The sequence below is a fragment of the Ornithinibacillus liuyingii genome, from assembly GCF_055550225.1.
This window is the reverse complement of record NZ_JBPWOS010000003.1, coordinates 195,534-209,385: the sequence shown is the minus strand read 5'-3', so window position 1 is coordinate 209,385 and position 13,852 is coordinate 195,534. Positions and strand designations below refer to the sequence as shown.

The window sequence follows — 13,852 nt, the reverse complement described above, 5'->3', positions numbered from 1 at the left end:
TTATATTATATGACTTAAATAAGAAAACGATAATCCTCGGATTATCGTTTTTTTGCAGTGTGGAATTAAAACGTCCCACAATAGTATCCCGAAGTTAATATAAGATAATTTTTTACAAGCATTACGCGCAGAATCATCTCTTAAATCAAATTCAACACACCGAGTGTAATTAATAAAATCGGAGGTAAGAAGTTCATTCGCTCTAGTCGTTTGTTCTTGGATAGGATAACGCCAACTTTTATTCCTAGATGAACGAAAACACCACTCATAATGGCGATTAAAACTGGTGTAATGAATGGAGAATAGCCTAAAATAGCGGCTCCGATACCCGCACCAAAGGCATCTAGCGCTAGAGCGGTACCAAGCAATGTTGCCTCACCTAAAGAAATAGTTCCAGAACGGTCAAGGTCTGCTTTGTCTGGTTTGGCAATAACCGTTCTAAAGCTTTGGAAATTTCCTGCTGTGGTTGCTTGGTGTTCTTCTTCATCTATTTCCCCTTGCTTTAGTTGATTTCGAATAATGTTAATTAAGGAAAATAAACCAATTACGATTAAAATCACTCCACCTATCGTTTCAGCGACGCTGACAGATAGGAACGAATTTAATACAGTACCAATTAACATAGATAGAAGCACTACAACCCCTGAGCACATCATGATAATGAATAAGGCACTTTTTGGGACTACTATTCTACGCATCCCGTAGGTAATCCCCACTCCAAAACCATCCAAACTTACTGCAATTACTAGGAATAATAATCCTGTGTAAAATAAAATCATAGCACCATATCCTTTTCTTGTTCTAGTGTATTGTATTGTATGAAAAATGGGCAGTTATGTGCTTCCTACATTGGACTGAACAAAATGTTACTTAATCCTGTTCTTGTTCGCAAGATTTTGGTATCGTTGGAATAAGGAAAGGCAAGTAATGAAAATTTGTTCAGGAAATGATGGAGGAAAATTAATGTGGAAGAAATTATTAACAGCGTTTTTATCAGCTGTGATTTTTAGTTTTTTATTAAGTCTTATCAGTTATCTGACGTACACATCGGATAACCTATGGGTGTCGATGGGTTACTTTATACTATATGCTGCCCCAGTATATGTAATTGGTGGAATTCCACTATCTTATCTAATTGAATCCTATTTAAAGAAAAGAAACTTTTCATCCCAATTAGCGCGTCACTATAGTAAGTATGGTCTATATATTGTAGCAGGGGTATTCGTTGCCATTATTTATATTGTGATAGTCTCCATAACGGACGATCGATTTGTCATGTTATCCCAAGCTTCATTAACCTACATTATTGGTGGGATTCTTGCCGCTTTAGTTTATTATTATGTATCACTCCTAACAGATAGAAATAGTTCGAATTAAAATATGATATAGTGTTAGGATAGAAGTTTTAAGAGAGGAAATACACAAAAATGAGTAAAACATTAGTATTAGCAGAAAAACCTTCCGTAGGTCGTGATATTGCACGAGTACTTCAATGCTCCAAGCAAGGAAATGGATTTATGGAAGGATCGAAATATATTGTGACCTGGGCGCTTGGACATCTTGTTACATTAGCTGATCCAGAGACCTATGATGATAAATATAAACAATGGCAATTAGAGGATTTACCAATGCTCCCATCTAATCTAAAGTTAGTTGTAATGAAAAAGACGGGGAAGCAGTTTAGTACCGTCAAAACCCAAATGATTCGGAAGGACGTAAGTGAAATTGTTATTGCCACGGATGCAGGTCGTGAAGGAGAGCTTGTTGCCCGATGGATTATTGAGAAGGCCCGTATCCAGAAGCCAATTAAACGACTTTGGATTTCTTCGGTAACAGATAAAGCAATTCGTGATGGGTTTAAACGGCTGAAGCCAGGCAAACAGTATGAGAATCTATATGCTTCTGCTGTAGCACGTTCGGAAGCGGACTGGTATGTCGGTCTTAATGCGACAAGAGCACTTACCACTAAATTTAATGCACAGCTTTCCAGTGGTCGTGTACAGACACCAACACTAGGAATGGTAGCAGCACGAGAAGAGGAAATTAGGAATTTTAAGCCACAAACCTATTATGGTGTCCAAGCGAAAGCACAAGGAAAAGTAACCTATACTTGGCAGGATAACAAAAGTAATACACGAATTTTTTCTAAGGAAAAAGCAGATAGTCTATTTGGTAAACTGAAAGATCAACCATTAAAAATTGTAAAAGTTGATAAAACAGCAAAAAAGAAATATTCACCACAACTATATGATTTAACAGAATTACAGCGTGATGCGAACCGGATGTTTGGCTTTTCTGGTAAACAAACCTTATCGATTATGCAAAAGCTTTATGAGCGTCATAAAGTATTAACCTATCCAAGAACCGACTCACGGGTAATTTCAACAGATATAGTCCCTACGTTAAAGGATCGTCTTCAAGCTTGTGGCGTTGATCAATATGCTCGCTTTGCCCAAACAATCCTTCGAAATGGGATTAACAAGCTACCGAAGTCGGTCGTAGATAATTCGAAGGTAAGTGATCACCATGCAATCATTCCGACTGAAGAACCTGTTATTTTAGCAGACCTAGATGATAAGGAACGTAGAATATATGATTTAGTCGTAAAACGATTTTTGGCAGTTCTGATGGATGCTTATGAGTATGAGCAGACCGTGATTCATGCTGTTATCGGAAATGAATCCTTTACTGCTAAAGGAAAAGTAGTGAAGAAGCAAGGATGGAAAGCAATCTATGATCGCACCTTTGAAGAAGAGGACTCGGATGATCAACAGTTACCTATGGTGAAGCAAGGAGATGTTTTTACTACTATTAAGTTAGCTGTAACGACAGGTGAAACGAAGCCACCAGAACGCTTTACAGAGGGTGCCCTTTTACAAGCGATGGAAAATCCGGTACGTTACATGAATCCAGATGAAAAACACTTAGCTGGTACACTGCAAAAAACTGGAGGTATTGGCACCGTAGCTACGCGAGCAGACATTATTGATAAACTTTTCAATGGTGGCTATATGGAACTGAAGGGAAGACATATTTTCCTTACTTCAAAGGGTAAGCAGTTGCTAGAGCTTGCTCCAGAGGATTTACGTTCTCCAGCTTTAACAGCAGAATGGGAACAAAAGCTAAGCTTGATTGCAGAAGGTAAACTGGACAAGAATAAATTCATAACGGAAATCAAAGATTACACGAAGGAAATTGTTCAAGAAATTAAAGGAAATGATAGTAAATTCAAGCATGACAACATGACTGGCACTAAATGTTCGGATTGTGGCAAGTTGATGCTTGAAGTGAATAATAAGCATGGTCGTATGCTAGTATGTCAGGATCGTGCTTGTGGTCATAAGAAGAATATTGCCAAAAAGACGAATGCCCGTTGCCCGAATTGTCATAAACGATTAGAGTTGCGTGGTGAAGGAGAAGGGCAAATGTTCACTTGCTCCTGTGGTCACCGTGAAAAGCTATCAACCTTTAATAAGCGTAAGGAACAAGAGAAGAAGGGTAAAGTTTCTAAGAAAGATGTCAATAAATATCTTAAAAAGCAAGATGACGGATTTACAAATAATGCATTAGCAGAAGCATTAGCGAAATTAAAGGATAAAAAATAATAGTTAATGGATGCCTAGGATAACTTTTTCTTAGGCATTTTTTCATGGAAGGATTTTTAGAGAAAAACAAGAATATATATGGTAAGTAATGTTTGTAAGGAGGAGATAGAGAGATGGAGGTTAGAGAGGTTAGTCCTGAAACTACCTATGAACTAAGACATGCTATTTTAAGGCCACATCAACCATTTGAGGCCTGCATATATGATACAGACCGTGATGTAACTACTTTTCATGTTGGTGCTTTTTACGAAGGTACCTTAATAAGTGTTGCATCTTTTTATGAAGAAAAGAATCCCGAGTTTACTAAAGAGAAGCAATATCGTCTACGGGCGATGGCAACTCTACCTACTCATCGCGGGCTAGGAGCAGGAAGAGCAGTGATTGATTATGCAGAGAAACGGATAAGAGAAAAGAATATCGAATTATTGTGGTGTATGGGTAGGACATCGGTACAAGGCTATTATGAGCGGTTAGGTTTTCAACCACATGGTAACGTATTTGATTATCCACCAATTGGACCGCATATTGTGATGGTGAAGGATTTGATGGTATAGAGCTTATTTTCGTTAGCGCCAATTTTCTTTTTTGAAACGGTTTACTTGAATTAATAGTAGATGTATCATTAAAATGAAGATGTACCTTGAATAGATTAGGAGGGTAAACATAGATGGCTTTTGTTATTTTAGATCCATGCAGACAAGAAAAAGCAGCTGAATGTGTTAGTGTCTGTCCAGTTGATTGTATAGAAGAAGGTCCAGATCAATTCTACATAGATCCAGATATTTGTATTGACTGTGGTGCTTGTAAAGCAGCCTGCCCAGTAAATGCGATTGAGGAAGAATATGATTTGACTCCAGAACAAGAAGTATTTTTAGAAAAAGCAGAAGAATTCTTTGCCAACCGTTAATCAGTATAAGTAAAATCCCGTCAGTTCATAAGAGACTAACGGGATTTTTATGTAGGTTTCCTTGAATTTTTAAGATTATCATTTCTTATTCTTCTACAGCTACTGCTAGTTTACTTGCTATCCAGCGTTTGGCTGTTTTTTCATCTACTTCATATACTTTCCCTGCCCGAAATAGTTCTCCATGGTAAGCAGTTTGAACATTCATTTTTACTTTAATCATAAGCTCTAACCCCTTCCTATTCTCATTATAACGAACTGCAAGTAGTGAAGCTAATGTTATGTAATGGAAATGATATGTAAAATCCCCCAAAGCGAAATCTTGGGGGGATAGAATTATTTATTTATTTAATAAATCAAATACTTGATTAACATCTTTATCGCCTCTACCAGATAGGTTGACGATGATGATGTCCTCGTCAGTTAGTGTTGGTGCAAGCCTTATCGCATGGGCAATGGCATGAGAGCTTTCTAAAGCAGGGATAATTCCCTCTGTTTTTGATAGTATTTGAAAAGCTTCTAAAGCTTCATCTGCTGTAACCGTTACATATTCTGCTCTTCCAGTCGTTTTTAGGTAACTATGTTCTGGCCCAACACCTGGATAATCAAGCCCTGCGGCAATGGAATACGTCGGTTTCGGCTCCCCATTGTCATCAAGTAATGTTAAACATTTAAATCCGTGAATAACAGCGGCTACACCTTCTGTCATCGCTGGAGCTTCATAAGGTTCAGCACCAATTAATCGGACATTTGGTTCATTTAAGTAGTGAGCAAATGCTCCAATGGCATTACTGCCACCACCTACACAAGCAATAACTGCAGTAGGTAGCTTGCCTTCTTTTTCCAGTATTTGCCGTTTTGATTCTTCACTGATGACAGCCTGGAAATGCTTCACTATGGACGGATATGGATGTGGTCCAACTGCAGATCCAAGCAGATAAAATGTGTTTTGGTAATTTTCTACAAGGTCTTCTAGCGCAGCATCAACAGCATCCTTTAAACGACCTTGCCCTTTTTCTACAGGGACAACATTAGCTCCTAACAGCTCCATACGAAACACATTGAGAGCCTGTCTTTCTGTATCCACTTTACCCATGTACACGGTGCAAGGAATATCAAACATGGCACAAGCAGTAGCAGTAGCAACACCATGTTGACCTGCCCCAGTTTCTGCAATGACTCTTGTTGCTCCCATTCGCTTAGCCAGTAGAATTTGCCCTATTACGTTATTAATCTTATGGGCTCCTGTGTGATTTAAATCCTCACGCTTTAAATAGATTTTTGCTCCGCCTAATTTTTTGGTTAAGTTTTTAGCTTCCGTTAATGGGTTTTCTCTCCCCACATACTCCCTAAGATAGAACCGGAATTCCCTTTGAAATTCTGGATCATCCTTGTACTTCTCGAATTCCAGTGCTAAATGATCTAACACCTTCTGCAAATCTTCAGGGATGAAGCTACCTCCAAATTCACCATAAAATCCTGTCTCCACTACACTCTGCTCTCTCATCTCTCTAAACTCTCCTCTATTCTATTTTTTTGTATTCTATTCAGAATACTTGCTCATTATTGTAACATAAAAGTGGGCCAACACCAATAAGCATTTAGTTCGAAAGGGGGGCGTTACATTGGAAAAGATAGGTCTATTTTTTCGGGTACCAAATACGTACGGAAAAGTACTATCAGATCTGTTAGGTAGTTTATTAGAAGAAGATAAGTATATATGGAGAAAAGGGAATCATATAGAAATATTGTTTCTGACGATTTTAATTCTGAAATGAAAAATATAGAGAGGCTAAAGACGCTGAATAATGATCAAATGAAAAGATATGTTTCGTTTGGAAGTTACTATCCCATAATAGCTACATTTCCGGATATTTAACGAATGGAGAAATTGGTAGTTCAATATTAAATGGGAAAGAATTCTTGAATTCATCTTGCAATGTGTTAATTAGTATTGTAGATACTACAGAAGTGACATTTCTATCAAAGGATAATGATGTTATTACAGATATGGAGAAAAAATACTTTCAATATAATTTCTCTGATCTTAGATATATGGATGTAGAGGATTGTGTAAAGTTACGTTTCGATTAGTTCTATCATCAAATGTTGCTGCTACTAAAGTATAAAATCTTTTATCGACAGTCTATTTTTGCTTAACACTAAATGGGAGGATTGACAATTTATTTGTTGGGTATTGGATGCATTGTAAAATAACGGTGTAAGAGGGGGACTAGTGGACGCTATTAATTTCTTTCTAATTGGTATAACAGTTGTCTTTGTGGCAGAGAGGACAGAAGTGTCTAATAGAAAACAGCTTTATAAATTAATTAATTTAACGACTATGCTGATTGTTTTCGTTCATACTAACAGTAGACTTTCAAATCTGGAATAATGGAGATGATCAAATGGAAGCAAGAAATCTTACAGAAGAGGCTTTAATAGACTATAAAGAAGGAATAGGCATGTTCACGAAAAAGATGCCAAAGCTAGCCGAATTATATAATGCTTTTACAGAAGAATGCTTCAAAGAAGGTGCGTTATCTAAAAAGCATAAACAATTAATTGCATTAGCAGTTAGTTTATACGCACAGGACGAGTATTGTATGATCTATCATACAAAAGGTTGCCTGGATCAAGGATGTACAGAAGAGGAAATCCTAGAGGCAATTGGTGTTACGGCTGCCTTTGGTGGCGGAGCAGCAATGAGCCAAGCGGTTACCCTTGTACAAGATAGTATTCAAGATTTAAATCAGTTAAAACAATAAGAGGTGCACTTGCACCTCTTTTACTTTGTAGTGATCGAATCTAGAGCGATGTCCATATTGTTTGTTGGCTGCTGACAGGCAAAATTCTCACATACATATACAGTTGTTTGTCCATTTAGTGTTTTATATTCTGCTGCAAATGGAGCAATATTTCTAAATTGTTCTGGTTCATTTGCTACTAGTAATGCTATCTCCGGTATAAAACGATCATGGAGTAATTGTAAGAGTTTAGCTCTGGAAGAATCAGATTCACCTAGAACAACAACTTCTTTTGACGGATTCTCAGTAAGTAGTACGCTTTGGAGAAAGAATACCCCAGCAGAAGGTTGTCTGGTGATATCTTCATAAAAGGTGGAGGACATCTCCGCTACTCTATCTAAGTAACTTGTTTCTCCAGTTAGGCTCCCCATTTGGACGAGCATTAGTGCTGCAACGCTATTTCCAGAAGGAGTTGCCCCGTCATAAATTTCTTTATCATTCGAGATTAGCTGTTCATTATTTTTACCACTAAAGAAGAACCCACCATCTTGCTTGTCCCAAAATAAATCAATCATTACATCCAGTTGATGTTTTCCTTTGGATAGATATTCTAGGTTGAAATCAACTTGATACAATTCTAAATATGCCCAAACTAAATAGGCATAATCATCTAGATAAGCATGGTATTTTGTTTCCCCATCACGATAGCGGGCCATGAGCTTATCGCCCTCATAGAGCTTTTTCTCTACAAATGAAATTGCTGTTTTCGCCATATCTAAATATTGATTGTTTTGAAATACTCTACTAGCCTTGGCTAAGCCAGCAATCATCATAGCATTCCATGAGGTTAGTATTTTATCATCTACATGTGGATAGACACGTTTCTCCCGTTCTTGAAGGAGCTTTTGTCTTGCTTCTTCCAGTTGTGTTTCTAAAGCTTCTACTGTTATATCATATTCTTCTGCTACACTTTGAAGACTCGAGCGAATTAGATTCGGGATATTCTTTCCTTCAAAGTTACCATAAGGAGTGATACCGTAAGCGGTCGTATAAATATCTCCTAAATCCTCCCCGAGAATGTCAAATATCTCTTCATCGTCCCAAACATAATACTTACCTTCTACCCCTTCCGAGTCAGCATCAATAGCGGAGTAAAAAGCACCTTCCGTACTCATCATTTCCCGTTTCACAAAATCGATAATTTGCTCGGCAATTTTTCTATAAAACGGTTTCTTTGTTACTTGATAACATTCGGTATAGGCGATGAGTAGAAGCGCATTATCATATAACATTTTCTCAAAATGAGGTACAAGCCACTTTTCATCTGTTGAATATCGAGCAAAACCAAAACCTATGTGATCCCATATCCCACCGGCAGCCATGTTTTGCAAGCTACTTTCCACCATTTTTAAAGCAGCCGTTTTCCCAGTAAAATGATAATAACGGAGTAAAAATAGTAAATTCTGTGGCTGTGGAAACTTAGGTGCTTCAAAGAACCCACCATAATTAAAGTCAAACCCTCTTCCTAACTGCTGATAGGCCTGATCAGCTGCTTCTTTTGTTAAACGATGTTCGCTTTTGGCACGAGTAGAGCTATCTAAGGCTTGTTTCACACTTTCGGTTACCTCAGAAATGTGCTCAGGATCTGAGGTATATTTGATATGCAGTTGTTCTAATGCTTCTAATAAACCAGGTCTCCCGTACTTGCTTTCTTTAGGAAAATAAGTTCCCGCATAAAACGGTACTTTTTCTGGAGTCATAAAAATCGTAAGTGGCCATCCACCATGACCAGCCATCATTTGACATACCTTCATATAAATAGAATCCACATCTGGGCGTTCCTCACGATCCACCTTAATGGAAATATAATGCTCATTTAATATTTGTGCTACTTCCTCATCCTCAAATGATTCATGAGCCATGACATGGCACCAATGACATGTGCTATAGCCGATAGATAGAAAGATTGGTTTATTTTCTTGTTTTGCTTTTTCAAATGCCTCATCACCCCAAGGGTACCAGTTTACGGGGTTGTAGGCATGTTGTAGTAGGTAAGGTGATTTTTCGTTAATCAAGTAGTTAGGATTAGTATTTTCTTGCATGGAATCCGCCTTTCATTCATTCTTGTTTTAAGTATATCCTATGTGCGCGATTGGTACACGGAAAGTAAATGAATAGTCTTGGTTGGGAATATGACATTATTTCTGGGGAGGGTAAGAGAGATTTTTTCCTTTAATGAGGAAAGGTAAAGGGATGAGAAGGTAGATAGAATGTCCGTTCCCTTACTGGGGTGGAATATCGGAAAAGGGTAACAGAGAGCGGTTATCAGTTCCCTTACTGGGGTGGAGTATCGGAAAAGGGTAACAGAGAGGAGTTGTCAGTGCCGTTACTGGGGTGGAATAGGGAAAAAAGGTAACAGAGAGAGGTTATCAGTTCCCTTACCGGGTAGGAAAAGCGGAAGAAGGTAACAGAGAACAGTCATCAGTGCCCATAATGGGTAGGAAAAGCGGAAGAAGGTAACAGAGAGCAGTTGGTCAGTGCCCTTACTGGGATGGAATAGTGGAAAAAGGTAACAGAGAAGCGTCATCAGTGCCCTTACTGGGATGGAATAGCGAAAAAAGGTAACAGAAGCTTATAGCGGGGGATTGTCTTGTATAAAATCTCTCCCGCCAGAATAAGAAAAACTAACACATTCACGAAAGGAAGTATGTGTTAGTTTTTCATTCATAATCGGCTCATTTTATCGTTCTAATCTATTTTGTTATACAAGAAAGACAATAGAACATATTGTCATTCATCAAAGGTAATTATAATCCTTTCAGTCTCTCCTTAGCTTGTTCATCTCCTTTTAACGCCGCTTTTTGGTACCAGATTCTTGCCTTCTTTATGTTCATAGGAGTTCCGATTCCGTTCTCATAGCATAGTCCGAGATTAAATTCCCCATAGGAATCGCCTTGTTCTGCCGCCATTATATACCAAGAAATCGCCTCTTCGCCTTTTCCATTTTCTACTGCCTCATGACCTAGGCGGTTTGCTGCATAAACATCGCCAGCTAGGGCAGATTTCGTAAACCATGCTTTGGATTGTTCTAAATCAATATCTGTTCCGACACCATTTTCATACATATAACCTAATGTATACATCGCCTCAGGTACTCCATGTTCTGCCGCTTTTTTGAATAGTTTAAGAGCCCTCTTATTATCCTTTTCAACATATTCACCACGTAAGTACATATCGGCATAATTGTTAATCGCATCTGGATAGCCTTTTTCGGCTGCCTCTTTATAGCATAAAAATGTCTTCTCTAAATCCTTTTTCACTACCTTACCCATGTAATAATAATTACCTAGCCAATAGAGGGCTTCAGGACTTCCAGCTTGAGCAGCGATATTAAACCACGGAAAAGCCCATTCGTTCCGTTCTATTAGTCTGTACAAATGCCCGAGCTGAACCTGTGCCTCTTGAACCCCATTTGCTGCTTCGCTATAAAGGGAAACCGCTTCATCTAATTCCTCATCTTCCATATAAATAATGGACTCTTCATCTGAAGGCATCACTATTTCCATGACAATTGTCCGCAAATCTTGAATAACCATCGGTTTCGTTTCTTCTTGTATAGAGGATACATGATGCAATTGCTTGTACAACATATAGATATCATCTGGTAATTCTATATTAGGAGAAATACATTCGTTTAATATTTGCTGTATCTCAACGATAGGGTTGTTCCTAAATGCTATATTTTGCAAATTATGTGCCGTATAGGTAAAGCCTTTGTTCAATAATTCTCTCTGTAATTCCTGCTTGTCCACCGAAAAGACACCTTTCTACAATTCATTTTTATAGAGTATCTCATATTTCATGTTTAGAATCACGTATTACAATTGTAGGGAACAATTAATATGATTACCATATTTTACTATACGAAAAAAAGTAAAACGTTATAATATCGGTGTGTTAATCGATTACATTAAAATGATTGGCTATTTTACTATTTTTTAGAACAATTTCATTTCATTAAAACCCCTTTACGTCAATACTAATTTGTCCTAAAATGTTTAAGTCGACTTCGAAATAGTTTTCAGTTTATTTAAGAAATTTAAAAACATCAGGAGGCTTTTCATCAATGAAAAAACTAGATAGAGATGCCATTCTAAAGACCATTCCTCAGAAGGGATTTTTCGGGCATCCAAAAGGTTTATCGACGCTATTTTTCACTGAGTTCTGGGAACGTTTTTCCTATTACGGAATGCGTGCTATCCTACTATTTTATATGTATTATGAGGTTTCCGACGGTGGACTTGGTATCGATCAAACAACAGCTAATTCCATTATGGCGATATATGGCTCACTTGTTTATATGTCCGGTATCATTGGTGGTTGGATTGCTGATAGAATATTAGGTACTGCACGGACTGTTTTCCATGGTGGAGTACTTATTATGATTGGTCATATTATTCTTGCTCTACCATTTGGAGCACCTGGTCTATTCGTATCCATGGGATTCATTATCATCGGTACTGGTCTACTTAAACCGAATGTCGGTGGTATGGTTGGGGATCTATACAGTAAGACAGACCCACGTCGTGATTCAGGATTTAGTATTTATTATATGGGAATTAACATGGGTGCATTTATTGCGCCATATATTGTAGGAACATTAGGGGAAGGTGTTAGCTTCCACTTAGGATTTGGTGTTGCTGCAGTAGGGATGTTAGTTGGACTAATTGTATATGTTGTAACACGTAAGAAATATCTAGGTTTAGCAGGTACAATTGTTCCTAATCCATTGAAGAAAGAAGAAAAGGGTCGCCTATTATCTATTATCTTAACGGTCATAGTGATATTAGGTATAGTTGGCTGGTTAGGTATAAACGGTGGTTGGCTAACTGTTGATCGCGTTATTTTCTCTATTAGTATTCTTGGGGTTATTATTCCGACTGCATATTTTATCTTTATGTTCCGCAGTCCTAAAACAACTTCAGAGGAAAAGTCACGCTTACTTGCTTATATCCCTTTGTTCGTTGCCGCAATGATGTTCTGGGCAATCCAAGAACAGGGATCAACCATTCTTGCAACCTATGCTAATGAGCGTACCGATTTGAACTTCCTCGGAATTGAATTGAAAGCATCATGGTTCCAGTCACTTAATCCATTATTCATTATCATGTTTGCTCCTTTATTCGCAGGCATGTGGACAAAATTAGGAGATAGACAACCATCTGTTGCACAGAAATTCTCGTTTGGATTAGTTTTTGCAGGATTATCCTTTATTGTGATGATGTTCCCTGCTTACTTCAACGGAACCGAATCATTAGTAAGTCCTTTATGGTTAGTACTAAGTTTCTTCCTAGTAGTATTAGGTGAATTACTATTATCACCAGTTGGGTTATCTGCATCAACGAAACTTGCTCCAGCTGCCTTTGCTGCACAAATGATGAGTTTATGGAACCTTTCCAACTCATCAGCACAAGCAATCAATGCACAGGTCGTGAAATTTTACTCAACTGAAACAGAAGTTATGTACTTCGGTGTTATTGGTGGTATTGCTATTCTATTGGGTATTATTCTATATTTGTTCTCTCCTAAGCTGAAAGAATTTATGAGAGGGTTAAACTAGTAATGAAAGAGCTGATACGTGAATGGATACCGTTCCATTTACGTATCAGCTCTTTTGGGTATAAGAAGCTAATCCACTAACTGTAAAATGGAGGGGGAATAGGGTACAAGTGAAAGATAGAATGCCATGGCCCACTTTCTCAACCAGTTTATGGTAATCTATTGATAGGGAAATTATTTAGGAGAGCGATAAACATGCAACCAACAATTCGATATAAGAAAAACTACCATGTAGACTTAAGCGATGTCGATTTTCAAAAGGAATTAAGGCTAAGTGCATTATTTGGGTATTTTCAAGATATAGCAAATTTAGCAGCTGAGAATCTGGGAGTAGGAATCAATCAACTATTGGAAAAGTATGGTGTAGCATTTGTAATAATGCGAATTCGGGTTGATATGATCCGTAATCCAATATTAGACGAGGAGATTACGATTGAAACGTGGCCACTGAGGCCAGGGAAGCTCGAGTTTGAACGGGATTATCTGGTCCGTGACCAAAATGGTGAAGTGATTGCCCGTGCTGTATCTGTCTGGGTTATTATGGACTTGAAAAAGCGTCGTTTAAAACGAAGTGAAGCAATTAATTTAGATTACCCGGAATATACGGAGGATAGAGCAATTAACATAACGTTAGGGAAGATAAAAGTATCAGCGAATCTAGAAGATGTTTATCAGAAAACGATTGGCTATAGTGATATTGATTTTAATGGACATTTGAATAATGCCAAATATGTCGATTTTATTATGGATTGCTTCTCTTTAGAGGATCTTCATACCTATCCTATTCGTTCGATTGAGGTGAATTATTTAAATGAAGTCTTACCTGGTGATAGACTTGTTTTAAAGAAAGATTCTACTAATAAGTCGAATCATACATTTTTCGTAGATGGTGTTCGCGAATCGGATGAAAAGATTGTTTTTCGTTCTAAAGTGATCGTAGAGGGAAAATAAACATATGTGAGTGTTGATAGCTAACC

14 protein-coding genes are annotated in these 13,852 nt (G+C 37.8%); 9 read left to right on the top strand and 5 right to left on the bottom strand.

The genetic code is table 11. The annotated features are described in order from the left end of the window. Positions 1 to 140: 140 nt before the first annotated feature. Positions 141 to 779, bottom strand: coding sequence for a sporulation membrane protein YtaF (ytaF, locus tag ACSKT4_RS05595; protein WP_186870384.1), 639 nt, complete (start codon positions 777 to 779; stop codon positions 141 to 143). Positions 780 to 963: 184 nt separating this feature from the next. On the opposite strand from ytaF, the gene ACSKT4_RS05590 reads away from it, so the two are divergent. From ACSKT4_RS05590 to ACSKT4_RS05575, 4 genes are all read left to right on the top strand, one after another. Then, positions 964 to 1,377 (top strand): hypothetical protein, encoded by a 414-nt coding sequence (locus tag ACSKT4_RS05590; protein ID WP_186870383.1) that lies wholly within the window; start codon positions 964 to 966, stop codon positions 1,375 to 1,377. Positions 1,378 to 1,427: 50 nt separating this feature from the next. Then, entirely contained in the window at positions 1,428 to 3,605 is a 2,178-nt protein-coding gene (locus tag ACSKT4_RS05585; RefSeq protein ID WP_465822962.1) for a DNA topoisomerase III, read from the top strand. Positions 3,606 to 3,718: 113 nt separating this feature from the next. Further along, a complete protein-coding gene (locus ACSKT4_RS05580) occupies positions 3,719 to 4,159 on the top strand; it encodes a GNAT family N-acetyltransferase (RefSeq protein WP_186870381.1) in 441 nt (146 codons plus the stop codon). 113 nt (positions 4,160 to 4,272) lie between these two features. After that, entirely contained in the window at positions 4,273 to 4,512 is a 240-nt protein-coding gene (locus ACSKT4_RS05575; RefSeq protein ID WP_186870380.1) for a DUF362 domain-containing protein, read from the top strand. An 85-nt stretch (positions 4,513 to 4,597) separates the two neighbouring features. On the opposite strand, the gene ACSKT4_RS05570 is transcribed toward ACSKT4_RS05575, so the two are convergent. Continuing rightward, on the bottom strand, positions 4,598 to 4,732 hold the full coding sequence (locus ACSKT4_RS05570; RefSeq protein ID WP_255488130.1) for a hypothetical protein: 135 nt from the start codon (positions 4,730 to 4,732) through the stop codon (positions 4,598 to 4,600). 117 nt (positions 4,733 to 4,849) lie between these two features. Further along, positions 4,850 to 6,016: a tryptophan synthase subunit beta gene (trpB, locus tag ACSKT4_RS05565; RefSeq protein WP_465822960.1), complete on the bottom strand. Its 1,167-nt coding sequence runs from the start codon at positions 6,014 to 6,016 to the stop codon at positions 4,850 to 4,852. A 118-nt stretch (positions 6,017 to 6,134) separates the two neighbouring features. On the opposite strand from trpB, the gene ACSKT4_RS05560 reads away from it, so the two are divergent. The 3 genes from ACSKT4_RS05560 to ACSKT4_RS05550 all read left to right on the top strand — a co-directional run bounded on the left by ACSKT4_RS05560 (position 6,135) and on the right by ACSKT4_RS05550 (position 7,277). Next, positions 6,135 to 6,287, top strand: a complete 153-nt coding sequence (locus ACSKT4_RS05560; RefSeq protein WP_186870378.1) for a hypothetical protein — start codon at positions 6,135 to 6,137, stop codon at positions 6,285 to 6,287. Positions 6,288 to 6,333: 46 nt separating this feature from the next. Next, complete coding sequence (locus ACSKT4_RS05555) at positions 6,334 to 6,603, top strand: DUF2691 family protein (protein ID WP_366481223.1); 270 nt, start codon at positions 6,334 to 6,336, stop codon at positions 6,601 to 6,603. A gap of 314 nt (positions 6,604 to 6,917) precedes the next feature. Further along, the gene (locus tag ACSKT4_RS05550) at positions 6,918 to 7,277 is read left to right on the top strand and encodes a carboxymuconolactone decarboxylase family protein (protein WP_186870375.1); all 360 of its coding nucleotides are present in this window, start codon (positions 6,918 to 6,920) and stop codon (positions 7,275 to 7,277) included. A gap of 20 nt (positions 7,278 to 7,297) precedes the next feature. Here ACSKT4_RS05550 and ACSKT4_RS05545 read toward each other — a convergent pair whose 3' ends face one another. Then, positions 7,298 to 9,358: a thioredoxin domain-containing protein gene (locus tag ACSKT4_RS05545; RefSeq protein WP_186870374.1), complete on the bottom strand. Its 2,061-nt coding sequence runs from the start codon at positions 9,356 to 9,358 to the stop codon at positions 7,298 to 7,300. Between the two features lie 705 nt (positions 9,359 to 10,063). Continuing rightward, positions 10,064 to 11,068: an SEL1-like repeat protein gene (locus tag ACSKT4_RS05540; RefSeq protein ID WP_186870373.1), complete on the bottom strand. Its 1,005-nt coding sequence runs from the start codon at positions 11,066 to 11,068 to the stop codon at positions 10,064 to 10,066. A gap of 314 nt (positions 11,069 to 11,382) precedes the next feature. Between ACSKT4_RS05540 and ACSKT4_RS05535 the strand changes: the two genes are divergently transcribed. After that, on the top strand, positions 11,383 to 12,876 hold the full coding sequence (locus ACSKT4_RS05535) for a peptide MFS transporter (RefSeq protein ID WP_186870372.1): 1,494 nt from the start codon (positions 11,383 to 11,385) through the stop codon (positions 12,874 to 12,876). Between the two features lie 194 nt (positions 12,877 to 13,070). After that, positions 13,071 to 13,826 (top strand): acyl-[acyl-carrier-protein] thioesterase, encoded by a 756-nt coding sequence (locus ACSKT4_RS05530; protein WP_186870371.1) that lies wholly within the window; start codon positions 13,071 to 13,073, stop codon positions 13,824 to 13,826. Positions 13,827 to 13,852: the final 26 nt, after the last annotated feature.